Source organism: Pectobacterium sp. F1-1, from assembly GCF_025643735.1.
Taxonomy (GTDB): Bacteria; Pseudomonadota; Gammaproteobacteria; order Enterobacterales; family Enterobacteriaceae; genus Pectobacterium; species Pectobacterium colocasium.
Genome location: NZ_CP104733.1, coordinates 1,773,643 through 1,798,263, shown reverse-complemented (window position 1 = coordinate 1,798,263; position 24,621 = coordinate 1,773,643). Strand labels below are relative to the sequence as shown.

The 24,621-nt window shown below is 53.9% G+C and carries 18 protein-coding genes and 2 pseudogenes; 7 read left to right on the top strand and 13 right to left on the bottom strand.

Annotated elements, in window-relative coordinates; all coding sequences use genetic code 11:
* Window positions 1–6: 6 nt before the first annotated feature.
* From mmuM to dusC, 3 genes are all read right to left on the bottom strand, one after another.
* The gene (mmuM, locus tag NAL19_RS07860) at window positions 7–954 is read right to left on the bottom strand and encodes a homocysteine S-methyltransferase (protein ID WP_263059338.1); all 948 of its coding nucleotides are present in this window, start codon (window positions 952–954) and stop codon (window positions 7–9) included.
* On the bottom strand, window positions 947–2,359 hold the full coding sequence (gene mmuP, locus NAL19_RS07855) for an S-methylmethionine permease (RefSeq protein WP_263059337.1): 1,413 nt from the start codon (window positions 2,357–2,359) through the stop codon (window positions 947–949). Before mmuP ends, mmuM begins: the two co-directional genes overlap by 8 nt.
* Before the next feature lie 172 nt (window positions 2,360–2,531).
* Window positions 2,532–3,464 (bottom strand): tRNA dihydrouridine(16) synthase DusC, encoded by a 933-nt coding sequence (dusC, locus tag NAL19_RS07850; RefSeq protein ID WP_225087707.1) that lies wholly within the window; start codon window positions 3,462–3,464, stop codon window positions 2,532–2,534.
* Window positions 3,465–3,696: 232 nt separating this feature from the next.
* Here dusC and NAL19_RS07845 point away from each other — a divergent pair, with 232 nt between their 5' ends.
* On the top strand, window positions 3,697–4,368 hold the full coding sequence (locus NAL19_RS07845; RefSeq protein WP_225088125.1) for an epoxyqueuosine reductase QueH: 672 nt from the start codon (window positions 3,697–3,699) through the stop codon (window positions 4,366–4,368).
* A 198-nt stretch (window positions 4,369–4,566) separates the two neighbouring features.
* Here NAL19_RS07845 and NAL19_RS07840 read toward each other — a convergent pair whose 3' ends face one another.
* Entirely contained in the window at window positions 4,567–6,162 is a 1,596-nt protein-coding gene (locus NAL19_RS07840) for an ABC transporter substrate-binding protein (protein ID WP_225087706.1), read from the bottom strand.
* Window positions 6,163–6,368: 206 nt separating this feature from the next.
* Here NAL19_RS07840 and pepT point away from each other — a divergent pair, with 206 nt between their 5' ends.
* On the top strand, window positions 6,369–7,598 hold the full coding sequence (gene pepT, locus NAL19_RS07835; RefSeq protein ID WP_225087705.1) for a peptidase T: 1,230 nt from the start codon (window positions 6,369–6,371) through the stop codon (window positions 7,596–7,598).
* Between the two features lie 98 nt (window positions 7,599–7,696).
* Here pepT and NAL19_RS07830 read toward each other — a convergent pair.
* A pseudogene (locus NAL19_RS07830) lies at window positions 7,697–8,167 on the bottom strand (RES family NAD+ phosphorylase).
* 138 nt (window positions 8,168–8,305) lie between these two features.
* On the opposite strand from NAL19_RS07830, the gene NAL19_RS07825 reads away from it, so the two are divergent.
* Complete coding sequence (locus NAL19_RS07825) at window positions 8,306–9,328, top strand: IS110 family transposase (protein ID WP_263058599.1); 1,023 nt, start codon at window positions 8,306–8,308, stop codon at window positions 9,326–9,328.
* Window positions 9,329–9,602: 274 nt separating this feature from the next.
* Here the strand turns inward: NAL19_RS07825 and NAL19_RS21800 are convergent.
* Window positions 9,603–9,674 (bottom strand): annotated as a pseudogene (locus tag NAL19_RS21800) (hypothetical protein); the annotation flags it as partial.
* Between the two features lie 326 nt (window positions 9,675–10,000).
* Here NAL19_RS21800 and NAL19_RS07820 point away from each other — a divergent pair.
* On the top strand, window positions 10,001–11,092 hold the full coding sequence (locus tag NAL19_RS07820; RefSeq protein WP_263059336.1) for a hypothetical protein: 1,092 nt from the start codon (window positions 10,001–10,003) through the stop codon (window positions 11,090–11,092).
* A gap of 576 nt (window positions 11,093–11,668) precedes the next feature.
* Here NAL19_RS07820 and rhlE read toward each other — a convergent pair.
* The 7 genes from rhlE to NAL19_RS07785 form a co-directional block, all read right to left on the bottom strand.
* Window positions 11,669–13,105, bottom strand: a complete 1,437-nt coding sequence (gene rhlE / locus NAL19_RS07815) for an ATP-dependent RNA helicase RhlE (RefSeq protein WP_263059335.1) — start codon at window positions 13,103–13,105, stop codon at window positions 11,669–11,671.
* Between the two features lie 282 nt (window positions 13,106–13,387).
* Window positions 13,388–14,194: an IucA/IucC family C-terminal-domain containing protein gene (locus NAL19_RS07810; protein WP_263059334.1), complete on the bottom strand. Its 807-nt coding sequence runs from the start codon at window positions 14,192–14,194 to the stop codon at window positions 13,388–13,390.
* A complete protein-coding gene (locus NAL19_RS07805) occupies window positions 14,184–15,035 on the bottom strand; it encodes an ABC transporter ATP-binding protein (protein ID WP_263059333.1) in 852 nt (283 codons plus the stop codon). Before NAL19_RS07805 ends, NAL19_RS07810 begins: the two co-directional genes overlap by 11 nt.
* A gap of 12 nt (window positions 15,036–15,047) precedes the next feature.
* Window positions 15,048–16,079: a FecCD family ABC transporter permease gene (locus tag NAL19_RS07800; protein WP_263059332.1), complete on the bottom strand. Its 1,032-nt coding sequence runs from the start codon at window positions 16,077–16,079 to the stop codon at window positions 15,048–15,050.
* Window positions 16,072–17,061: a FecCD family ABC transporter permease gene (locus NAL19_RS07795; RefSeq protein WP_263059331.1), complete on the bottom strand. Its 990-nt coding sequence runs from the start codon at window positions 17,059–17,061 to the stop codon at window positions 16,072–16,074. Before NAL19_RS07795 ends, NAL19_RS07800 begins: the two co-directional genes overlap by 8 nt.
* A complete protein-coding gene (locus NAL19_RS07790) occupies window positions 17,058–18,077 on the bottom strand; it encodes an ABC transporter substrate-binding protein (protein ID WP_263059330.1) in 1,020 nt (339 codons plus the stop codon). The genes NAL19_RS07795 and NAL19_RS07790 overlap by 4 nt, the downstream gene beginning before the upstream one ends.
* The gene (locus NAL19_RS07785; protein ID WP_263059329.1) at window positions 18,067–20,172 is read right to left on the bottom strand and encodes a TonB-dependent receptor; all 2,106 of its coding nucleotides are present in this window, start codon (window positions 20,170–20,172) and stop codon (window positions 18,067–18,069) included. Before NAL19_RS07785 ends, NAL19_RS07790 begins: the two co-directional genes overlap by 11 nt.
* A 516-nt stretch (window positions 20,173–20,688) precedes the next feature.
* Here NAL19_RS07785 and hlyD point away from each other — a divergent pair.
* Genes hlyD through NAL19_RS07770 form a run of 3 tightly spaced genes read left to right on the top strand, consistent with a single transcriptional unit; the run spans window position 20,689 to window position 24,617 of the window.
* Window positions 20,689–21,714, top strand: coding sequence for a secretion protein HlyD (hlyD, locus tag NAL19_RS07780; protein ID WP_263059328.1), 1,026 nt, complete (start codon window positions 20,689–20,691; stop codon window positions 21,712–21,714).
* Window positions 21,707–23,449, top strand: a complete 1,743-nt coding sequence (locus NAL19_RS07775) for an ATP-binding cassette domain-containing protein (protein WP_263059327.1) — start codon at window positions 21,707–21,709, stop codon at window positions 23,447–23,449. The genes hlyD and NAL19_RS07775 overlap by 8 nt, the downstream gene beginning before the upstream one ends.
* Window positions 23,442–24,617, top strand: coding sequence for an ABC transporter permease (locus tag NAL19_RS07770; RefSeq protein WP_263059326.1), 1,176 nt, complete (start codon window positions 23,442–23,444; stop codon window positions 24,615–24,617). Before NAL19_RS07775 ends, NAL19_RS07770 begins: the two co-directional genes overlap by 8 nt.
* The last annotated feature ends 4 nt before the right edge of the window (window positions 24,618–24,621 follow it).

The window sequence follows — 24,621 nt, the reverse complement described above, 5'->3', positions numbered from 1 at the left end:
CCTTATTTAGTGCTGATGCCCATGCTGGCAGCAGCGTGCAATACTGGCAATATCAGCGGGTGTGGTGCGACAGCAGCCGCCAATCAGACGCGCCCCTGCCGCTTGCCACTCGGGCAGATACGCCGTCAGCGAGCAGGCCGCATCGTGAGCGCTGCTCCATGTTTTCGTTACCGCATCATACTGCTCGCCGGAATTGGGATAAACCACCAACGGCAAATCTGTCAGTGAAGACAGATGCGTCAACGCGGGCGTCACGTTTTCCAGCGCAATGCAGTTGAGCCCCACGGCAACCACCTGCGCACAGGCATTAACCCGCGCCAGCACCGTGCGCAATGGCGTACCATCGCTGAGGTGTTCGCTGTCACGCAGCGTGAAGGAGAGCCACACCTGCGCCTGCGGGAACTCCGCCAGTAACGCAATCAGCGCCTCAATTTCCGCAAAAGACGGCAGCGTCTCACAGGCCAGAAGATCCGCTCCCGCCTCCAACAGCGCCGCCATACGCGGCCGATGGAACGCCATCATGTCAGCCTGCGGCAGCTGATAATCACCGCGATACTCCGAGCCATCCGCCAGATAGGCGCCGTATGGCCCGACTGACCCCGCAACCAGCAGCGACCCAGCCTGTGAATTGTCGCGACGGTAATCATCCCGCGCCTGCGCCGCCAGTTGCACGCTCTTGGCAATTAACGCCAGCGACTCTGCTTCACTATAGCCACGCGCCGCAAACCCTTGCGGCGTCGCCTGATAGCTGGCCGTAATCGCGCACTGCGCTCCTGCCTTGAAATAGTCGAGATGAACCTGATAAATCAGCGCCGGGTTCTCAACCAGCACTTTCGCCGACCACAGTGGATCCGTTAAATCACAGCCGCGCGCTTCCAGTTCGGTAGCCAGCGCGCCATCCAGCACAATCGTGGGTGCCGTCGCCAGCAGTTCGGTAACCGTATTTTTACGCAATGTCTTCCACTCCCGTTAATCCACGCTTCTTCATTGACTGCGTGAAATAATAAGCACCGTAGCACAGCGCGACAAACGGAATTCCACACCACAGCGCAATTCTCTGGCTGGGATCAAACGCCAGTCCGACGCAGGCCAGTAAGCACAGCAGGAAGCCAAGAATCGGCGTGATGGGGAACCAAGGGGCGTGATATTGCAGGTCGGACAGCGGTTTTCCCTTACGGATATGGTGACGGCGGAACATATAGTGTGAGGCGCAGATGCTCAGCCACACCGCCACCACGGCAAAGCCGGAAATCGCAGACAGCGCCACGTAAACGGTATCCGGTGCGACCACGCTGGAAAACAGCGCCAGCAGCCCGCCCAACATACTGACGGAAATGGCAAAGAGCGGAATGCCACGGCGCGTCAGACGAGAAAAACGGCGCGGCAACGTGCCTTCATTGGACAGCGACCACAGCATACGCCCCGAGGCATACAGCCCTGAGTTAGCGGCGGACAGAATCGCCGTCAAAATCACGAAATTAAAAATATCGGCGGCGTAAGGAATACCAATCTTTTCAAACACCAGCACAAACGGGCTTTTCGCGATACCGGCCTCTTCCATCGGGATTATCGCCGCCAGCACCAGCACCGTCCCCAGGAAAAAAATCACCAGTCGCGCAACGGTCGTACGAATCGCCATCGGCACCACTTTCTGTGGATTCTCGGTTTCCCCTGCCGCAATACCGATCAACTCCGTACCAGAGAAAGCGAAGTTTACCGCCACCATCGTCATCAAGATCGGCAGGCCGCCGTGTGGGAACCAGCCAGACGCGGTAATGTTCTGGAAGAACGGCGCGGGAGAACCATCCTGCATGGGAATAAAGCCAAACATCGCGCCAGCGCCGAGCACGATAAAAGCAAGGATCGTGACGACTTTAACGATCGAGAACCAAAATTCCCCTTCAGCAAAGAAGCGGGACGACACGATATTCAACAGGTAGATCAGCATACAAAACAGCAGACACCAGGTCCAGACCGGCACCTGCGGGAACCAATACTGCATGCAAAAACCCGCAGCAGTCAGGCTGGAACCCAGCGCGACCGTCCACGTCAGCCAATAGAGCCACGCCACGGTATAGCCCGTAGCCGGGCTAAGATAGCGGGATGCATACACATGGAACGCCCCGGTTTCCGGCATCGCGACGGACAACTCCCCCAGACTCAGCATCACCAAATACACCACCAGCGCACCGATCAGATACGCCAATAGCGTCCCGGCGGCACCCGTCGTGGAAATAATGTAGCCCGTATTAAAAAACAGGCCGGTCCCGATGACGCCGCCGAGCGAGAGCATCACCAGATGGCGAGCTTTCATGGTGCGCTTAAATTGCCCTTCCGAGCCTGGTGCGTGTTGTTCCATGATGACCTTTTATTATAGACGTCTAAACTTCCAGACAGATAGAGTGTTATACCGTCAACCGATTCGTAAAGTAAAGTGCAGGCCGGAAGGGGAGCGATGAAGTGCGTTAAATCTGAACAGCGTGATGAAAACACGAAGAGTGGGAAGGCAAAAGTGGGGAAACGGTGAGCGCCTACGGCTCACCAATCACACGCGCGATGTCTGCCGATGTTTTCAAGGTACGGATCTCGCTGAATAACTCGGTGGCGTCGTCGTACTCTTTACGCAAATAGCCCAGCCACTGTTTGATGCGTGCGACGTGATACATTCCCGTGTCGCCCTGTTTTTCCAACTGCACGTATTTTTGTAGCAGCAGCATGACCTCCGGCCACGGCATACGCGGTTCGTTATACTTAATCACGCGGCTCAGGTTCGGCACATTCAGCGCCCCTCGCCCGATCATCACTGCGTCGCAACCCGTTGTCGCCATGCAGTCCTGCGCACTCTGCCAGTCCCAGATTTCGCCGTTGGCGATCACCGGAATCCGCAATCGCTGGCGGATTTTCCCTATTGCCTGCCAGTTAATGCATTCGGCTTTGTACCCATCCTCTTTGGTGCGACCATGCACGACCAGTTCGCTTGCGCCCGCTTGTTGCACCGCGTCGGCGATTTCAAACTGGCGATCGCCGGAATCCCAGCCCAGCCGTATTTTCACTGTAACCGGCAGATGAGCTGGCACCGCCTCACGCATCGCTTTCGCGCCCTGATAAATCAGCTCGGGATCTTTTAACAGCGTCGCCCCGCCACCGCTGCCGTTCACCAGCTTGGACGGACAACCGCAGTTGAGATCGACGCCATACGAACCTAGCTCAACGGCCCGCGCCGCATTTTCCGCCAGCCACTGTGGATATTGTCCCAGTAGCTGCACGCGCACCAGCGTGCCGGACGGCGTGCGACTGGCGTGGTGCAATTCAGGGCAAAGGCGATAAAAGGACTTCACCGGCAGACACTGATCCACCACGCGTAAAAACTCGGTGATGCACAGGTCATAATCATTTACTTCAGTCAACAGTTCTCGCACTAATGAGTCGAGAACACCTTCCATCGGGGCAAGCAGAACACGCATAACGCTACTCGGTAACCATTTTATCGTTAATCACAGCCATTCATTGCACGGCTAAAAAAGCAGGCAATCTTAGGGGGTATTGTACGAGGAACGCAACGGGAAAGATAAGGCAGGACGGGCGCAGAGGTTGCCTCTTGTGAGTATATCATCAATAATTCGTGACGAATTTGAGCCGACACTGTCCTAACGGACCACAACGAAGTGACTATTTATTATGTCGAACATCAAAACTATGCAGAACGTCAAAACCGCTGCGCTGCAACGCCCGCGGCTTTCTCTGCCGAATAATGCCGACAAGCTGCTGCTGCACTCCTGCTGCGCGCCCTGCTCTGGTGAAGTCATGGAAGCCATCACCGCTTCTGGCATCGACTACACCATTTTCTTTTATAACCCTAACATCCACCCGCAGCGTGAATACCTGATCCGCAAAGAGGAAAATATCCGCTTCGCCGAACAGCATAACGTGCCGTTCATCGATGCCGACTACGATACGGATAACTGGTTCGAGCGCGCCAAAGGCATGGAGTGGGAACCCGAACGTGGCATTCGCTGCACCATGTGTTTCGATATGCGCTTCGAGCGCACCGCGCTGTACGCCGCAGAAAACGGTTTTAGCGTCATTTCCAGTTCACTGGGAATTTCCCGCTGGAAAAACATGCAGCAGATTAACGAATGTGGCCAGAACGCCGCGCAGAAATATCCCGGCATCACCTACTGGGATTACAACTGGCGCAAAGGCGGCGGTTCATCGCGCATGATCGAAATCAGCAAGCGCGAACGTTTCTATCAACAGGAGTATTGCGGCTGCATTTATTCTCTGCGCGACTCCAACAAGCATCGAAAATCACAGGGACGCGATATTATTCGCATCGGTAAACTGTATTACGGCGACGAAGCCGAATAACCGCACCACACCAGAGCCCGTAGAGCGGTAGTAACGGATAGATCGTAAAGACGCTGTAAATACATCCCTGTACGCTCGGATTGCGCCATCCCTGGCGCAAACGCTTTACTCTTCTATTCCGTTACTACCGTTTTCGTTCGACAAATAAGTTTGTCAACGGTCTGAGTCCGGCACAGCACGTGCCGGACTTTCTGCGTCTTACTTCTTCACATCGACCTGATAGAAAATATGCTTCCCGAATGGATCGATTTCATAGCCGGTCACTTCCTTGCGGACTGGCTCAAAGATGGTGGAATGCGCAATCATGACGGCCGGAGCCTGATCGTGCATCATCTGCTGTGCCTGCTTGTACAGGGCAATACGCTGTTCATGATCCTGCGACGCCCGCGCTTCGGTAATCAGTTTATCAAACGGTGCGTAACACCATTTTGCTGAGTTGGAACCGCCGTTAGCAGCTGTGCAGGTAAAGAGCGGTCCGAAGAAGTTATCAGGATCGCCCGTCGCCGTTGTCCAGCCCATCAACGCGGCCTGATGCTCGCCTCCTTTCACTCTTTTCAGGTATTCCCCCCATTCGAAGGTGACAATTTTGGCCTGCACGCCCACCTTCGCCCAGTCAGCCTGAATCATCTCCGACATCCGGCGGGCGTTCGGGTTATACGGGCGCTGTACCGGCATCGCCCACAGTTCGATCGTGGTGCCTTCCGCCAAGCCCGCTTCTTTCAGTAATGCTTTGGCCTTCTCGGGATCGTAGTCATAATCCTTCAGTTCACTATCCGCACTCCAGACGCCCGGCGGCAGCAGGTTTTTCGCCGCCGTGCCCGTTCCCTGGAAAACGGCTTCGATAATCGCCGGTTTATTAATCGCCATCGTTAACGCCTGCCTCACTTTCACGTTATCCGTCGGCGCTTTTTGGGTGTTGAACGACAGGAAACCGGTGTTCAACCCGGCCTTTTGCATCAGCACGATATCCTTGTTCTCTTTCATGCGCGGCAGGTCGGCAGGATTAGGGAACGGCATCACCTGACATTCATTCTTCTCCAGCTTGGCATAACGCACGGAGGCATCCGGCGTGATGGTGAAAATCAGCCGATCCAGCTTCGCTTTGCCTTCCCAATAGGCGGGAAACGCCTTAAACAGAATGCGGGAATCTTTTTGATACTGCGCTAATTCAAAAGGCCCAGTACCAATCGGCTCCATATCCACACGCTCCGGCGTCCCGGCTTTGAGCATCGCGTCGGCATATTCCGCAGAGAGGATAGACGCGAAGTACCAGGCTAAATCGGCCAGAAACGGCGCTTCTGCATGGGAGAGCGTAAAGCGCACCGTATGGTCGTCCACTTTTTCGATGCTCTGAATCAGCGAGCCAAAGGCCAGACTTTCAAAATTGGCATAGGTGCCTTTCGAGACGCTGTGATAGGGGTGTTGCGGGTCTTTTTGCCGCATGAAGGAGAAAATCACGTCGTCGGCGGTAAAATCACGTGAGGGTTTGAAAAATTTGTTGCTCTGGAACTTCACGCCTTTGCGCAGATGAAAGGTATACACGCGTCCATCGGCACTGATGTCCCAACGCTCTGCCAGACTCGGTATCAGCTCCGTAGTACCCACTTTAAAATCCACCAGGCGGTTATAAATCGGTACCGCGCTGGCATCCACGCTGGTGCCGGAGGTGTAAAGCTGCGGGTTAAAATTTTCCGGCGATCCTTCAGAGCAGTACACCAGCGTATTCGCCGAGGCCGCTGAGGCGAGCGCCAGCGTCAACGCTGCCAGCGTAAATCGTATTCCTGTTTTTTTCATTCCAGTCCTCACTTGTAGTGTCATTCGTTTCCCATTTAGTGTTGTTCGTGCCCCGTTTACTGCATTTGCTTTCTGACTGCCACTGTCTGAAATAGAAAAGCATGGCAATAAAATGACAAATAAAACCCTCGAATGAAATAATTTCTACGTTAGGATAATAATCAACGCTATTACTGAATAAACGTACTGAATAAAAAGGATTCGTTATGACAGACAGTCTGGCTCATCAGCTCAGCACGCGTTTTTACCGTTACCTCGCCGTCACCAGCCAAAGCGATGCCAGTTCGACAACGTTGCCCAGCACCCCGGAGCAACATGAGATGGCGCGACTGCTGGCAGACGAGCTGCTTGCGCTGGGTCTGCAAGACGTAGTGATTGATGAGCATGCCACCGTAACCGCCGTGAAGCCGGGCAACTGTCCGTCCGCCCCGCGCATCGGTTTTATTACCCATATCGATACGGTGGACGTCGGCCTATCGCCGCATATTCATCCGCAGACGCTGCGCTTTACCGGCGAGGACCTGTGCCTGAATGCTGAACAGGACATCTGGCTGCGCACGGCGGAACACCCGGAAATTCTGCCGTATGTCGGGCAGGACATTATATTCAGCGATGGCACAAGCGTACTCGGCGCGGATAACAAGGCTGCCGTTACCGTGGTGATGACGCTCATGGAGAACCTGACCGACACGACGCCGCACGGCGATATCGTAGTGGCCTTTGTGCCGGACGAAGAAATTGGGCTGCGTGGTGCGAAAGCGCTCGATCTCAAACGCTTCGATGTCGATTTTGCCTACACCATCGACTGCTGCGAACTGGGTGAAGTAGTGTATGAGAACTTCAATGCGGCCTCGGCGGAAATTCGCTTTACCGGCGTGCCAGCGCACCCGATGTCGGCAAAAGGCGTGCTGGTCAATCCGCTGCTCATGGCGCACGATTTTATCAGCCAGTTTGATCGCCAGCAGACGCCGGAGCACACCGAGGGGCGTGAAGGCTATGTCTGGTTTAACGATCTGACGGCAAATGCCAATGAAGCGAAGCTCAAAGCGTCTATCCGCGATTTTGATTTAGCCACGTTTGAACAACGTAAACAGCAGATCGCCGCAATTGCCGACAAGATTGCTGCCCAATATCCGACGGGCAGCGTGACCTATACCCTCACCGATATCTACAGCAATATCAGCAACGCCATCACTGACGATCGCAGGGCTATCGACCTGCTGTTTGCCGCACTGGACACACTGGGCATTGAGCCTAAAGTAACGCCGATGCGTGGCGGCACGGACGGCGCTGCGCTGTCCGCCAAAGGGTTGCTGACACCGAACTTCTTTACCGGCGCGCACAATTTCCACTCGCGGTTTGAGTTTTTACCCGTGCCGTCATTTGTGAAATCGTATGAAGTGGCATTGCATTTATGCCTGCTGGCGGCGAAATAAGCACGTTCAGAAAAGAACGAGGCGGACACCTGTCCGCCTCGGTAAAACATACCTATTTCTGCGCCAGTCGCAGCACCGACGGCGTCAGGCCGTATTCCTTATTTACGATCAGGCTTTAGCCGACTATCAAACTGGAACGGTATAGATTCTGCCCTCTGAATGATCCCGTAGAAATCTGGGTGTTCTGGGTTCAACAGGTAGTTATACTCCACGGGCGATAGCGCGCTGGGGACTCGCAACGCTATCGAACCTTTGGTAAAGATCCTCGCATCACCGTATATAGCCAGATCTGGCGGCGCTTCTTCAGCAGCCCAGTTGTCTGGCAATTCGTCCATATCGGCACTCTGAATCTGATCTTCAGGCACCTCGATACGCATTAGCGTGTAATAATCCAGGATCTGCGCTGCATGCAGATGTACCAGCGTCTCCAGCATCGTAAGCTATGCGGTTTCTGATACATAAACCATTGAGGTGCCAACACTGTTCCAGCGGCCTCCAGCCTCTTTTGCTCCGTATCCCGTCCAGGCTGTAGAAAGATACTTTGTCTTTGTAAGCCGATAGAGAATCAAGAGAATGAGATGAACGCATCCCAACTATTTGACGAGTAGCACAGAGGCTGAAAGACGGGGTGTGGAGCCTCGCAGATTTCCGGCATCATCGTGCCTATAACGGGATACTCATCGTTCCCCTGACTGGAGACTCCACACATGAATAACTATACCCCTGTTGGCGTTGATATCGCAAAACACCTGATTCAGGTTCACTTCATCGACAAACATAGCGGCGAAGTGGTGGATAAACAGCTGCGACGTCAGGATGTTCTGACCTTCTTCAGCAACCGTGAACCCTGCCTGATTGGTATGGAAGCCTGTGGCGGCTCTCAGCACTGGGCCCGGGAGTTGAAGAAACTTGGTCATCAGGTTCGCCTGCTTCAGGCGAAATTCGTCAAAGCCTTCCTGATGGGCAACAAGAACGATGTCATGGACTCCCGCGCCATATGGATGGCGGTCCAGCAACCGGGACGGGGGATTGCCGTAAAGAGCGAAGAGCAGCAGGCCGTTCTGGCACTGCATCGCATGCGCCGCCAGTGGGTGAAGTTCCGCACCGCGCAGACCAATGCCCTGCATGGCTTACTGCTCGAATTTGGTGAAACAGTACGCAAAGGACGTACCGCGCTGGACAAGGCTCTGCCCGTGGCGCTGGAGAGGCTGAAAAACCGCCTGCCGCTATTCCTCATCGCCCAGATTGAAGAGCAGCACCGTCGCTTGAGTGAGCTGGATGCTCAGATTAACGGCATTGAGCAACAACTGACGGCGCTGGCGAAACAGAACGAGACCTGCCGACGGCTGATGGCTATACCCGGCGTAGGGCCACTGATAGCCACGGCGGCGGTGGCTACGATGGGCGAGGCTCATGCGTTCCGGTCGGGACGGGAGTTCGCGGCCTATGTCGGACTCGTCCCAAAACAGACCGGCACTGGCGGCAAGGTTCGCCTGCCGGGGATAAGCAAACGCGGTGACACCTACCTGCGTACGCTGTTTATCCATGGAGCGAGGGCAGCGAGCCTGTTGGCGAAAGAGCCGGGACCGTGGATAACGGAGTTAAAGAAACGGCGGCCGACCAGTGTGGCGATAGTCGCGATGGCCAACAAACTGGCGCGCACGGTGTGGGCGGTGGCGGCGCACGAACGGGAGTACCGGAAAGATTACGTCAGCATCAGGCCGTATTAACAGCGGATGCTGAAAACCATTAACCCTTAACAAAAGGATGAATGCGGAAAGGTTGCGAGGGCAGCCAGCGTGATGACAACGACAGGTAAGACCGGGACTTGCTAAACCTGAATGGTGTGTCGGGCATAAAGCCCGCCAGGAGAATAAGGAGCAAGTCGGCGAATCTCATCGAGGCCCGCGGCACAGGCTGCAATAAGGCCGGATATAGAGCTGCGACCTATCCGTCAACGTCAACACAACGGAAGCCTTGCAAACGGGATGCGTTCATATAGCGCACCATGGACTCAAGGGGAAGTTTTCGCTTGCGCAGCGTGACGGTATCAGTGAGCGTTAATGCCTGTTCAATCATGCTAACGGGCAGGTAAGGTATTTAGTAACGAATTAAACGACATAACATTAATTCGCGAATTCATATTAAACGTCTGGCGAGAAAAAAATCCATTTTTTTGTTCATATTAACGACATGAAAACCCATTACTTATTATATTAAAATAAATTTTTTATAACTAATCATTATAAAATTATATTGTTTTTATTTATAAATTTCTCTTTGTTTTGAGGGAACTTCTTCAGATAAAAAACCACCTAAAATTAGGGTGGAAATAAAAAACACTCTAACATTAAACATTGAAATTAATAGTTAAATTAAAAATACACCTACGGAGTTACATCATGCCCATGAAAATTAACAATAAGGTAATACAAAATAAGAATATAGAGTTGAGTACTGGAGGGGAAAAAGAAATAGAAAAAAAAGATGTTGGGAATCAAAAAAAAGATGCATCTTCTTCTCATTCTGGGCAGATTACCCCTTGGCCTGCACGTAATCCTAATATAAAAAATGCAACCCCGGATGATATAAAAAGAAAGTCATTGAATCAAACGAATTTTCAACAGATTACATATCCAACTGATCTAAATAAAAAAGCTGACCCCAATATTATTAGTGCAAAAAATTATGGACAGAAAGCAGATGATACTCAGTTTTCACTAAGACAAAAATTACAAGAAAAAGAGGCAACTGGACTATTCAAGAATGCAGTAGATATTGTAATGAATCGCAATATGGAACTGGAGCGTCTTGGCGCCTTTACAGCAACATCCAATATGAATTCGCCTCACAATGGAGCACATTTCTGGAGTGGTAGCAGCATGCAGGACGGTAAAGTTGTGCATTCTGCAATGCTGACGGCTCAGGAGATGGCAAAAAAGACGGGGGGAGTGACGTTAGAAATGACGGAAGGAGGCCATGCATTGCATAACTATAGCGGTGAGGAAGATAGCTTTTCTTTTATAAAAGAAAGATTTAAATATACTGATGGGACAGCATCAAGCAATGATAGTTATTCAGTCAAAAAGGATATTATAGAAAAAGGTGTCAATAGCACTGGAATTGACATGATGGCAGAAACGGGACTAAACAAGACAGATGCTAAGGAGTACATCTCATCATCAAAACATTCCACTCCACATATTCTTTGGGACATAATGTCAATGCGTTATGCAGATAAAGTTACAGGGGAAGCTACATCGATACATGCTGTATCAGAAAACGATCCCTATGTTCAAAGTGATGCTTTCCAGAAAAATACATGGAACGCTAAAGAGCGCCCTGCATTGGAAAAAAACAATATTCCAATAAAAGAGTTATTTTCTGAACAATTGCAAGGTGAATTAGTGGAACCTTATGAGGTTAAAAAAACAAATTGGTCAAACACTGGTGGGTTCATTGGGAATATAAAAGATGATGGAAATAATAAGTAAATAAACGCTAGACTCTAAATAATCCAGTATATACCCGTCATACTTCAAGTTGCATGTGTTGGCCGCGTTCAGTCACCCGAATAATTTACCCGTGTAAGCTCATCGGGATTCCCTCGCTTGCAGCCTTCCTGAAACTAGAATTATTTAGGGTAGAGTGTTCATTCCATTAAAGGTGATCGTTCAGGCGATCACCGGAAATGCTAATAATAGCATTAAGAGTTTGTTGTCAAATAGTTTTGCATAATAGTCGAACTGTTGAAGGGAATTATTGGCTGGCGAAGCTATTGAGTAGCCAGTTATCTCTACATTATGTGATGACAGTCGATGGGCAACAAAAATAGTAGACTGGACAAATTATGAGTATTGTCATTTCTGTATTTCTCGATTATGAAGAAAAATGATTAGGTGGAACATGTTCAACAATGCTCTTAGTTTGACAATAATTCTGTTTATTTAAGTGTGGATTTAGAGGGAAACACAGTGATGAGGTACCCGAAGGGATACCTGTCACCGTGGTACCCCTCGGTATCTTGATTCTTAAACGTTCGGCATTAGCCGTCTGGCTCCCTATCGTTTTTACTTGTCCGCTGGCTTACTGCGGTTTTGCGGACGTGGCGCGCGGCGTTGTCCTTCGCCATTGCCCTTATTACTTTTATTGCCGCTATTACCACCCCAAGGGCTGTCGCTATTGCCGCCTGCTTTACGCGGCTGACGATTGCCATCGGCCGAGCGGCGTTCACTCTGACCTTGACTACGCTCAGACTGCCCGGACGGCGCACCAGACTGCGCACGAGGAGACCCGTTACGCGCTCCACCGCCGCCACGGTTGCCCTGACGGCCATTCACAATCGGCTCGGCCTTGATAGACGGATCCGGCTCATAGCCCTCAATAGCGATACGCGGAATCTCGCGCTTCAGCAGGCGTTCAATGTCACGCAACAGCTTGTGCTCATCCACACAGACCAGCGACAAGGCTTCACCCGTCGCTTCCGCACGACCGGTACGGCCAATACGGTGAACATAATCTTCCGGCACGTTTGGCAGCTCATAGTTCACCACGTGCGGCAGTTGGTCGATATCCAGACCGCGTGCGGCGATATCCGTGGCAACCAGCACGCGAATACTACCATCTTTGAAGTTCGCCAGCGCACGCGTACGCGCCCCCTGACTTTTATTACCGTGGATAGCCGCAGCGGTAATATCGTCTTTTTCCAGCAGCTCAGCGAGGTGGTTAGCGCCGTGTTTAGTCCGGGTAAAGACCAGTACCTGCTGCCAGTTGTTTTCACCAATCAGCTGTGACAGCAGTTCACGCTTGCGGCGCTTATCGACAAAATGCACGTGCTGCGTCACCAGTTCAGACGGCGTATTACGACGCACGACTTCAACCGAGGCGGGATTGGTCAGCAATTTGTTCGCCAGCGCTTTGATCTCATCAGAGAAGGTGGCGGAGAACAGCAGATTTTGGCGTTTAGCTGGCAGCTTCGCCAGTACACGACGAATATCGTGAATAAAGCCCATGTCCAGCATGCGATCCGCTTCATCCAGCACCAGAATTTCAATCTGTGACAGGTCAACGGCGTTCTGATGCTCCAGATCGAGCAGACGCCCCGGTGTCGCCACCAGAATATCCACGCCGCCACGCAGTTTCATCATCTGCGGGTTAATGCTCACACCGCCAAATACGACCAGTGAACGCAGGCGCAGATACTTGCTGTACGCCTTCACATTCTCATCAATCTGCGCGGCCAGCTCACGGGTTGGCGTCAGGATCAGCGCCCGTACCGGACGGCGGCCTTTCCCTTTATGCAGCGCTTCACGGCTGGTCAGCAGTTGCAATAACGGCAACGTAAAGCCCGCCGTTTTACCCGTACCCGTTTGTGCGCTGGCCATTAAATCGCGTCCTTCCAGCACCACAGGAATCGCCTGACGCTGTACAGGGGTAGGATCGCGATAACCCTGCTCTTCAATCGCGCGCAGAATATCGGCACTCAAGCCGAGAGAATCAAATGACATAAAAAGAACAACTCCAGATCCGCTCTGACCGGACAGCAGCCGGTGTAGTTTTCAGAGGGTCAGTAAGGCGGGTTTGACGGGCCACTATTAACGTAACAACTCATATAACCATTTACGTAAAACAACGACATACGCAACAACCACGATGAACGGGCACAACTACGGTGCATGACTGCCGACGATTGTAGCAGAGATTATGAGCACTAAGGGATTTTTATCTACGGTAGTGCACTTTTTCGCTATCGGCAGCCCGTCGCCGCGGCAAGAGTATGAATGAGCGCGTTAAATGCGCTTTTGCCCGCGTTTCTCTGGGCGCAATAAGGGGCAATTTTGGCAGTATTCCTGTGGCTGCGACGCCTTGTAATAAAAACAGCAGGTGCGGCGAAAGCGCACCGAGCGCCCCGCCACCGGAACCCGCGTTTTCGCCCGAAAGAACGGTCTTAGCGGATTCTCATCGCAGCCGAAACGTTCACCGGGCGCAGCCAGTAAGGCGTCAAAGTCCTGCTGCACCTGCTGTGCCAGCGTCATTCCCGGTGCACACACAGCCGCCGGATCGTCCCACTCAATACGCTGTTCATATAATGAAAACACCCGCACTGCGACGTTTTCCCACAGGATGCGCAGCGGCGCGCCCGACACCGCCGACAGCGTATGCAGAATCGGTGACAAATGCTGAGCAAACAGCGTGTCGAACAGGCTATCGCGCCATGCCTCCCGCGTTCCCCACTCCGGCTGGGACACCGTGAGATCGTAAAGCGGCATGGTTGACGTCCATAGGCGATCGTGTCCGAATTCCAGCACGCTGTTATCCAGCGTCATATTCAGCCCTTTGTTATATACCGACATAGCGTACAAACTGGAGGCCGTGGTTAAGAACCCGATCCGCTTTGCCAGCAGCGAGGCGGTAATCGTGATCGATGGCGACAGCAGTAACGGCGTCAGCGTTGCCAATAACCCGCGGCAATAATCAGGATCTAACACTCTGCGACTCGGGCAGCTCTCCTGCCCTGTCCGCTGTGTGGCATCCGTTAATTGCAGTGTGCCGGAGAGCATCGTCCACTGCTGCGGCGTCAGACGATTAGCCGACATCGGCTACCGTATCCACCGCTTCACGCCCAAACGGAATACACAGCGGCGTACCGAAGAACGGATCGTCAATGATGCGGCAGTTCAGGTTAAACACCGTTTTTACCGTGGCTTCGGTGAGAATGTCACGCGGATTGCCCTGCGCAAACACCGTTCGATTATGGACGGCCACCATATGATGCGCATAGCGACACGCCAGATTCAAATCATGCAGCACCATCACGATGGTTTTCTGCTGTTGAAGGTTCAACTCCCGTAGCAAGTCCAACACCTCCATCTGATGCGCCAGATCGAGATAAGTCGTGGGTTCATCCAGCAGGACGATATCCGTATCCTGCGCCAGCGTCATCGCGATCCAGACGCGCTGGCGCTGCCCGCCAGACAACGAATCCACCGCACGATCCTTTAATGCCAGCACACCGGTGCTGCGCAACGCCTGAAGCACTTTTTCTTCATCCGTTGTCGACCACTGCTTTAGCCACGACTGGTGCGGGTAACGCCCCATCTTCACCAGTTGGTAGACCGTCAGGCCTTCCGGCGCGGTCGGCGTTTGCGGAAGAATCGCCAATGATTTCGCTACCTCAACAGTGGATTGCCGATGGATATCCGCTCCGTTGACAATAATCGTCCCGCTCGCGGGTTTCAGCAGACGGGCAAACGACTTCAATAGCGTGCTCTTACCGCAGCCGTTGCTACCCACCAGCACCGAAATCTTCCGAGCTGGCAGCGTGATATCCAGCGCATCGATCACAACCTGCCTTTCGTAGCTCAGCGTCAGCGACTGGCTGGCAATCGCATCGCAGTTAGTATGGGGGATGCATGTTGGCTGCACATTCTCTGGCATAATCTTGCAATCTCAATAGCGTTGCCGAAGCAATAAATAGATAAAGAAAGGCGTCCCAAGTACGGAGATAAAGATGCCGGCAGGCAGATCCAACGGCAGGAACGCCGTGCGGCCAAGTAAATCAGCCACCATCACTAATAAGCCGCCCGTCAGTGCCGATACCAGCGCCAGACCGGGAAATGAACGGCTCGCCAGCTTTTTCGCAATATGCGGTGCCAGCAGGCCGACAAACGCCATCGCGCCCGCATAGGCAATCGCCGCGCCTGCCAGCGCAACGCTCAGCGTCAGCAACGCCAGCCGAATGCGCCCGACAGACTGGCCGACACCGCAGGCCAGCGCATCATCCAGCTCATGCACGTTAACGTGCCGCGCCAGCCCCACCAGAAACGGTGCACCGAGTAGCAGCCAACCCGCCAGCGCCGATACCTGCTGCCACTGCGCGCCATAAATACTGCCCGTCAGCCACACGTAGGCTGTCAGCGTGGTGCCTATCGGGCTAAACACCAGCATCATCGTCACCGCCGCACCCATAATAGCGGACAGCCCAACGCCAACCAGCACCAGCCGCAGCGGCGAAGCGCCCTGCTTCCACGCCAGCAGATAAATAACGACAGCAGTGATCCACGCCCCGCCCATGGCCGCCAGCGGCAGCCAACGCTGGCTGATCGCCGTTGCCAGAAACGAGAGGAAGAAGACTGCCGCCGCCGAGGCGCCGCTGGTGATGCCCAGAATATCCGGCGAGGCCAGCGGGTTACGCACAATGCTTTGCAGAATCAAGCCGGATATCGCCAACGCGCCGCCTACCAACAGCGCCAGCAGCGCACGCGGCAAACGCAGGTCGTTGACGATAAAATGCACGCCGCTGTCTGCCTTTCCCAGCAGCGCCGACGCCACCTGCGCAGGAGACATCACCACCTCACCCAGCGACAGCGAGAGAAACATGACGGCTAACACCACCAGCAGGAGCGAGAGCGCCACCGCAGAGGTACGGCGATCAATCTGGCGCGACACCGCCCCTACGCGCACGGTCCACACCTTACCCATGCCGCATCCCCTTTCTCGCCAGATAAATGAAGAACGGCGCACCCAACAGCGCCGTCATTGCACCAACCGGTACTTCTTGTGGCACGATCAGTAAACGTGCAACAACATCGGCCAGTAGCAGCAATGAGGCACCAAAAATGGCGCAACCGGGCAACAGCCAGCGGTGATCGGTTGACAGCACGCGACGCACAATATGCGGCACAATCAGCCCGATAAAACCAATATTCCCGGCTATCGCCACAGCACCACCTGCCAGCCCGATCACGCACAGCCCGGACAATCCTCGCACCAGCGCCGTTCGTTGCCCCAATCCTTTGGCGATCTCGTCGCCCGCCACCAGAATATTCAGGTGACGCGCCAGCAGCAGCGTAAGGAATAGCGCTATGACAAAGTACGGCAGGAGCGGTAACAGCATCGACAGGTTGCGCCCAGACACCGAACCGGCCAGCCAGAACAGCATGCTGTCCAGTCCGTCCTGATTGATCACCAGCAGCGCCTGCGTGAACGAAATAAACAGTGCGCTAATCGCGGCACCGGCCAGCACAATGCGTAAATGGCTGGAACGCGCATTGCCCAGCGTTCCCAGCACGTACACCATCACGCCCGCAACGGCCGCGCCCAGATAGGCCGTCCACGCCAGCGCGATCTGCGAATAAAAAGTCAACAGCGAAGACAACAGGACAACAGAAAACATGGCTCCGGCGTTAATACCGAATATCCCCGGCGAGGCCAGCGGATTACGCGTCAACGCCTGCATTAAGGCTCCTGCTACGGCAAGGCTGGCACCGACGACGATGGCAATCACCGTTCGCGACAGGCGAGTCGTCAACACCAGTATTTGGTCGATCTGCTGCGGATCGTAATGGAACAGCGAGTTAAACACGGTGCCAAATGAAATCGTCGTTTGCCCCAGCATCAGGCTGGCGATGATACTCAGCAACAGTAATGCAATACCCGCTGCCGTCACGATGCACTTTCTCATCGCGTCTGACTCTCCTTTGTGCCATCGGTTTTTTTGCCAGCAGGCTCCATGTTGCCAGCGAACTGCCGCTCAATATCGTCCAGCATGTTATTCGCGCCCAAAATACCGCCAGACAGGCTCCAGGCTACGTTATCCACCGGATACACCTGTTGCTGCTGAGGCGCATGCAGCCGTTGCCAAAGCGGGTGCGCCTGCCAATCCCGGTAATTCTGCTCGACCGCGGGCTTGCCTGAACGCAGCAGCACAAAGAACAGATCGGCATCCACCACCGGAATGCTCTCTTTACTGGTGAGCTTTTGCATCACACCTGCTGTGTAGCTTTCCGGCCGCGACCAGACAAAGCCGATCTCCGACAGCACCGATCCGGCAAAGCTGGCGGGCAGGTAGCTGCGCATGTGATCTTCACGGAATTCGAGAATGGAAACGCTGAGCGGCCAGCGTTCACCGAATCGCGCTTTTAGCCGATCGCGCAGCGCATCCACGCGCTGATTCCAGTGGGATAAAATCTCGCGCGCCTTATCTTCCCGGTTCAGCGCCACGCCCATCATCTGTACCGTTTCTTTAAATTCAGAGACCTTATCCAGCGCAATCGTCGGCGCGATCTGCGCTAGCAGGCCGTAGATCTTCTCATGCCGAAACGCCGATGCCACAATGAGATCGGGCTTGAGTAACGCGATGGTTTCCAGACTGGGCTGCGTTTCCAGCCCAACCAGCGTCACGCCCTGCAATGCGGGGCGAAGGTAGCGATAAATCGGTTTCTCCGTCCACGATTCCACGACGCCAATCGGTTGGATTCCCAGCGCCACGGCAGAATCCGTCGCCCCCTGAAACAGCGTCACGACACGTAGCGGCGTCCCCGTCACGGTGGTCACGCCCAACGCATGGCGAATCTGACGCGGCGGTTCAGCCGCTTGTACCAACGCCACCAACAGAAAGCACGACAGGACGGCCAGCGTAAGACGCTGCCTTGTTGCTGAATGGAGGACGTGATTAAAGTAGTTACGCTTAGAAATCAATCGAATAACCCAGTGTCACCGTACGACCGCGCCCGGAGAAATAGCGCGTGTTGTTATTAAGTCCAGCCTGCGAATAGTAGGTGATGTATTGCTTATCCAGCAGGTTAGCCACCGCGACATTGAGGCGGCCATATGGCAATTTATACCCCACCGCCGCATCCATCAGCAGGTAGCCGTCAAACGCCAATCCCGCATCGTCAAAGCTGCGACTGAAAGCATAATTCGCCTGTACAAACGAGCTCCATTGATCATTCCAGTTCGCCGACCAACTGGCGATGACCCGATCCGGCGCAATATTCAGGCCGTTGAATTTTGTATCCACTTTGCCGTCTTTATTGTCGTCATATTTTCCTTCGCTGTGCGCATAGGAAGCATTAACTTTGTGCTGTTCGTTGATCTGATAGCCCGCGGTCACTTCAACACCACGAATCTGTGTGCGCTGGCGTTCGGACAAAAATACGCCACCACTCTCCGTCACGTTTTCGCCCAGTTTCGATTTGGACTCATAATAGCTGGCTTCAAAATCAAACTTATCCCGCTTAAAACGGAACCCTGTCTCTACATTATCCGTCACAATAGGCTTAAAACCGTCAAAGTTTTTCAGACTAACGCCTGAACGTTTGATGGTCCGCAACGCACGACCCACATCCGGCATACCGAACCCTTCCGAGTAGTTGGCAAACAGACTCAGCGAATCTGTCGCCGCATAGATGATACCCGCGTTATACAGCGTTTCATTAAATTTCGGACTACCGCCTTGTACCGTCACACCATTGTTAGACGCTAGCGTTTGGTAGTCGCCGACCTTCAGTTTGGCGATTTCATGACGAATGCCAGCATGCAGCGTGACATTATCCAGCAGTTGATACTCCCCCTGAATAAAAGGGGAATAGTTGGTGTATTCTGTTTCCGGTACATAGGTACGCTGGGTCAGGTAGAGATCCTGCTTCCCTTTATCGTACAGGGTATCGAAACCGACCGTAATTTTCAGCGTATCGTCCAGTAAATCGTCCTTGGTCAACGCCAGCTTGGTGCCGTACTTATTGGCGACGGAGCGAGATTGATCATACAGCGACCCTCTAGGCGCTATCGCAGGATCTTGAAACGTACTCGAGTTCGTCGCACCAAATAATGCTTCATAGCGCTGGTTAAAAAGCAGAGCCGACAGTTTCATTCCTGCAAGATCATGGTTTTCGTAAGTAAAGCCGGTCGTCCATATGCTGTTATGGGGTGCTTCACCCCGTGGAGTACCCCGAACTGACGTCGTCGGGAGCCCCTGGCTACGGATACCATCCACGCTCAGATAGTTATTCTCATTTTTAATGTTATAGCGGTTCACGCTCAGTTGGATACGTTGATAGTCATCCAGCCAGTAACCCACTTTCCCCATAAAATCGTAGGCTCGCGAATCCATCGTGTCGCCCTGTGTGTTATCCACGCCGACAGGCCGATTATTGCCGTCCAGATACAACCCCTGATTCTCATAGCCAATCGAGAACAGGTAATCGAGATAGTCTTCACGTCCATCGACTCGATAAGTGGTTTTATAGCTGGCGGTTTCGCCACGAATCTTTTCCGTCGGAAGCGTGGTTTGCACATTGACATGTTGATTAAATGAACCGTTTTCCGGCCGACGGGTAATGATGTTGATCACCCCGCCCGTCGCGCCCATCCCGTTGGTGGCGTTCGCGCCGTGAATCACTTCTACGCGTTCCACCATCGAAAAATCGATAGTGTGCATTTCACGCCCGGTCGGACGCAGCGGATTAGATTGCGGAATACCGTCGATCATCACCAATGCAGCACGGCCGCGGAAGGTTTCACCGCTGCCGCTCATTTTCTGACGGCTGGGGGAGAACGAAGGCAGCAGATTACTCAGAATTTGCGACGAGTCAGAGGTGACCTGCATCTGCTGCTCAATTTGCTCTTTGGTAATCACCGTGACCACCTGCGGCGCTTTCTGCTGCTGGATGTTAGAGCGTGAGGCGGTAATCACCATCTCATCACCGCTCGCCTCATCCTTTTTCGTCGTGTCATCCTGTGCATACGCCGGAGCAATCAGCACGCATGGCATCAATGCGAGTAAAGTGCGCATCTGGTTCACTGTCCTTCCCCTTTGGTTATGTATCCCGTCGTGAATAAAAATCACCGCTTGTGACGAGGCGCTTAGCTGAAAACAACCACCTCGGCACAGACAAAAAAACGCCAAAATGCTGCGCTTCACGCGAAACATCTTGGCGGGTTATTACCGGCTCAGGCATTAAACACAGAGGTTTTCCACCCTATGCGCTGCATCAATGCCACCAGCTCACTATGTAATTGCTAATAACAATTATTATCATTCAATAAAATAAATTACAATAGCGCCGATTTATTTTCACTTTTTTAACAAAATGAAGGTGTTGTGCCAGATAGGGGCGGGTATGTCTGAAGGTATTCGCCAGATGCCGTGCATTTTTGTGAAACAGATCACGCTAAATCACCATAAAGACCTGTAACTCGTCATATTATTAATCACTTAGATCAATAAGAGACGCCGACACCGCTTAACGGCCTGCGGGATCGCTGCTGCCGTATCCCCTGCCGCTTGCCAACAAAGGAATCATGCGTGATGAACAAGAAAAAACTGGCGTTCGCTGCCCTCGTTCTTGTCCTGCTCGGTGCGGGTTATGGTTTTTATCACCACCAGCAACAGCAGGAAAAACCGCTAACGCTCTACGGCAATGTGGATATTCGCACCGTAAATCTGGCCTTCCGTGTTGGCGGCAGAGTGGCTGAGTTGAACGTTGATGAAGGTGATACGGTGCAGGCAGGCCAGCCGCTGGCAACGCTTGATGCCGCGCCCTATCTGAATGCACAGCATCAGGCGCAGGCGAACCTTGCCAGCGCTCAGGCACAGCTCCAACTGGCACAGGAGGGTTACCGACAGGAAGAGATCGCGCAGGTGCGCTCTCAGGTTGCCCAGAGTCAAGCGGCCTATGATTACGCCAACAGTTTCTACCAGCGTCAGCAGGGGTTGTGGGATAAACGCGCTATTTCTGCCAACATGCTGGATGATGCCAGAACGGCACGTAGCCAGGCGCTGGCGACGTTACAGGCGGCAAAAGACAAGCTGAGCCAGTTCGAGCGTGGCAATAGACCACAGGAAATCGCCGCCGCGCAGGCAGCGGTGGCGCAAGCCGCAGCCGGACTGGCACAGGCGGAATTGGATAAACAGGATACCGAATTGCTGGCTCCGTCTCCCGGCGTAATCCTCACCCGCGCCGCTGAAAAAGGCAGCATGCTGGCGGCGGGCAGTACCGTTTTCACCCTTTCTCTCACTCGCCCGGTTTGGGTACGCGCCTACGTGAGCGAGAAAGATCTCGGCCGCGTCGTACCCGGTAGTCACATGCTGATTTACACCGATGGGCGCCCCAATCAGCCCTATCGTGGCAAAGTCGGTTTTGTTTCACCCAGCGCCGAATTCACGCCGAAAAGCGTCGAAACCGAAGATCTTCGCACCGACCTGGTTTACCGCCTGCGCATCGTCGTTAACGATCCCGATGACGGGTTACGTCAGGGGATGCCGGTTACACTACGCTTTGAAGAGGTGGCGGAAGAGGCCAATCGCACTCAAGAGCCCGTGCGCCATGACTAACGCTCCCGCGCAGATCGCGCTGGACGGACTGGAAAAGCGCTTTGCCGGACAGGAAAAGCCCGCACTCGCCAGCCTTACTGCCGAGATACGTAGCGGTGCCGTAACCGGATTAGTTGGCCCAGACGGCGCAGGTAAAACCACCTTGCTGCGTATGCTGGCGGGATTATTAACCCCCAGCAAGGGGACACTGCGCGTGGCGAATCTGGATCCCATCAAAGACGATCGCCAGCTCCATGCCATTTTGGGCTACATGCCGCAAAAATTCGGCCTGTATGAAGATCTGACGGTCATGGAAAACCTGACGCTGTATGCCGACTTGCGCGGTATCACCGGCGAGGTACGCAAAGAAACCTTCGAGCGCCTACTGTCGTTTACCGACCTGACCCGCTTTACCGACAGGCTGGCGGGCAAACTCTCCGGCGGCATGAAACAGAAACTGGGGCTGGCCTGTACGCTGCTCGGGCAGCCCAAGGTACTTCTGCTGGATGAACCGGGCGTGGGCGTCGACCCGATTTCTCGCCGTGAACTGTGGCATATGGTGCACGAACTGGCCGACGACGGCATGTTGATTCTATGGAGTACGTCGTATCTTGATGAAGCGGAACAGTGTCGGGATGTGCTGTTACTGAACGAAGGCGAGCTGCTGTACCGCGGCGCGCCACGCGATCTGACTGCCCGTATGGCGGGGCGCTGTATCCTGATTGATACCGGCGATCGCCGACATCGGGATGTATTGCAGGACGCGCTGCGTTTACCACAGGTGAGCGACGGTGTGATTCAGGGGCAATACGTCAGGCTGATGCTAAGACCCGACGCGGATCGATCATCGCTGCTCTCCGCTTTGCAGTTGGAAGCAGGCTGTCTGCACGACACCGATCCGCGCTTTGAAGATGCCTTTATCGACCTGCTGGGTGGCGGTCCGGCCAGTGATTCATCATTGGCAAGCATCATGCCGCAGATTGACGTCAGCGGTGGTGAAACGGTGATTGAAGCTCAGGCGCTGACGAAAAAATTTGGTGATTTCGCCGCGACCGATCATGTCAGTTTTCAGGTGAAACGCGGAGAAATCTTCGGTCTGCTTGGCCCAAACGGTGCAGGAAAATCGACCACCTTCAAGATGATGTGCGGCCTGTTGGTGCCGACTGACGGCAAAGCGCTGGTGCTCGATATGGATCTGAAAACCAGCTCAGGCAAAGCCCGCCAGCATTTAGGTTACATGGCGCAGAAGTTCTCGCTGTACGGCAATCTGACCGTCGAACAGAATCTGCGGTTTTTCTCCGGCGTCTATGGTCTCAGAGGCAAAGCGCAGCGCGATAAAATGGCGGGGATGACCGACGCCTTCAACTTCAAGCCCATTTATCGCCAGACGCCGGATGCCCTGCCGCTGGGGTTTAAGCAGCGGCTGGCGCTGGCCTGTGCGCTGATGCATGAACCCGATATTCTGTTTCTCGACGAACCCACCTCCGGCGTCGATCCACTGACCCGGCGCGAATTCTGGATTCACATCAACGGCATGGTCAATCGCGGCGTCACGGTAATGGTCACCACGCATTTCATGGATGAAGCAGAATACTGCGATCGCATCGGGCTGGTGTACCGTGGCAAGCTGATCGCCAGCGGCACGCCGGACGAACTGAAGCATCAGGCGGCCAGCACACAGACGCCCTCCCCCACCATGGAAGAAGCGTTTATCGCACTGATTCAGGCGTACGACGGGGAGGCGGAACATGGTTGAACAGAATAGCGTTGAGCAAGATAAAACCAACCAGCACGGCAGCACACATTTCTCCACGCGTCGCCTGCGGGCGTTATGCCTGAAAGAGACACGCCAAATCTTGCGCGATCCCAGCAGCGGGCTGATCGCGTTCGTGATTCCGCTGCTGCTGCTGTTTATCTTCGGTTACGGCATCAATCTGGATTCCAGCCGTCTCCATGTTGGCATCCTGCTGGAGCAGCAGAGTGAAGACGCACGCGATCTGGCGAAGACCTTCGCGGCCTCGCCGTTTATTGAACCGACCATCAGCAATAATCGTCAGCACCTGATTCAACAGATGCAGGCTGGCAGCATTCGCGGTCTGATCGTCATCCCTACCGATTTTGCCGAACGGCTGGCGCGGCCGGGCGATCGCGCGCCGATCCAGGTCATCACCGACGGCAGCGAACCCAACACGGCGAATTTTGTGCAGGGATATGCGGAAGGCATCTGGCTGCTGTGGCAGCAGCAGCGGGCGGAAGATCGCGGCGGCACGTTCGAACAACTTATCGAGGTGCAATCGCGCTACTGGTTTAACCCGGCCGCCATCAGCCAGCATTTCATCATTCCCGGTGCGATTACCATCATCATGACGGTGATTGGTGCGATTCTCACGTCGTTGGTCATCGCACGCGAGTGGGAGCGCGGGACAATGGAGGCGCTGCTCTCTACGCAGGTCACCCGTGCCGAGCTGCTGCTGTCGAAGCTCATCCCGTATTACTTTCTTGGCATGATCGCCATGACGCTGTGTATTCTGGTCTCAACCTTCATCATGCAGGTGCCCTATCGCGGCTCCTTGCTGTTGCTGTTTGTGATCAGCAGTTTGTTCCTGGCCAGCACGTTGGGTATGGGGCTGCTGATCTCTACCCTCACCCGCAACCAGTTCAACGCCGCGATGGTGGCGCTGAATGCGGCTTTTCTGCCAGCCATCATGCTGTCCGGCTTTATTTTTGAAATCGACAGCATGCCGGAATTTGTCCGTGGCGTGTCGTACATTATCCCGGCACGCTATTTCGTCAGCACGCTGCAAACGCTGTTTCTCGCGGGAAATATCGGCACGGTGCTGATCACTAACTTGCTGTTTCTCATTCTCTCCGCGATGGTCTTTATTGGCCTGACGGCCTGGCAAACCCGGCGCAGACTGGATTAGGGAG

Excerpts from the sequence above, each read along its gene's own strand:
- NAL19_RS07775 (WP_263059327.1), top strand. The coding sequence starts at position 21,707 with ATGACTAACGCTCCCGCGCAGATCGCGCTGGACGGACTGGAAAAGCGC.
- NAL19_RS07800 (WP_263059332.1), bottom strand. The coding sequence starts at position 16,079 with ATGGGTAAGGTGTGGACCGTGCGCGTAGGGGCGGTGTCGCGCCAGATT.
- NAL19_RS07805 (WP_263059333.1), bottom strand. The coding sequence starts at position 15,035 with ATGCCAGAGAATGTGCAGCCAACATGCATCCCCCATACTAACTGCGAT.
- NAL19_RS07810 (WP_263059334.1), bottom strand. The coding sequence starts at position 14,194 with ATGTCGGCTAATCGTCTGACGCCGCAGCAGTGGACGATGCTCTCCGGC.
- NAL19_RS07840 (WP_225087706.1), bottom strand. The coding sequence starts at position 6,162 with ATGAAAAAAACAGGAATACGATTTACGCTGGCAGCGTTGACGCTGGCG.
- dusC (WP_225087707.1), bottom strand. The coding sequence starts at position 3,464 with ATGCGTGTTCTGCTTGCCCCGATGGAAGGTGTTCTCGACTCATTAGTG.
- NAL19_RS07845 (WP_225088125.1), top strand. The coding sequence starts at position 3,697 with ATGCAGAACGTCAAAACCGCTGCGCTGCAACGCCCGCGGCTTTCTCTG.
- NAL19_RS07795 (WP_263059331.1), bottom strand. The coding sequence starts at position 17,061 with ATGAGAAAGTGCATCGTGACGGCAGCGGGTATTGCATTACTGTTGCTG.
- rhlE (WP_263059335.1), bottom strand. The coding sequence starts at position 13,105 with ATGTCATTTGATTCTCTCGGCTTGAGTGCCGATATTCTGCGCGCGATT.
- NAL19_RS07825 (WP_263058599.1), top strand. The coding sequence starts at position 8,306 with ATGAATAACTATACCCCTGTTGGCGTTGATATCGCAAAACACCTGATT.
- NAL19_RS07785 (WP_263059329.1), bottom strand. The coding sequence starts at position 20,172 with ATGCGCACTTTACTCGCATTGATGCCATGCGTGCTGATTGCTCCGGCG.
- NAL19_RS07820 (WP_263059336.1), top strand. The coding sequence starts at position 10,001 with ATGCCCATGAAAATTAACAATAAGGTAATACAAAATAAGAATATAGAG.
- hlyD (WP_263059328.1), top strand. The coding sequence starts at position 20,689 with ATGAACAAGAAAAAACTGGCGTTCGCTGCCCTCGTTCTTGTCCTGCTC.
- pepT (WP_225087705.1), top strand. The coding sequence starts at position 6,369 with ATGACAGACAGTCTGGCTCATCAGCTCAGCACGCGTTTTTACCGTTAC.
- NAL19_RS07770 (WP_263059326.1), top strand. The coding sequence starts at position 23,442 with ATGGTTGAACAGAATAGCGTTGAGCAAGATAAAACCAACCAGCACGGC.
- mmuP (WP_263059337.1), bottom strand. The coding sequence starts at position 2,359 with ATGGAACAACACGCACCAGGCTCGGAAGGGCAATTTAAGCGCACCATG.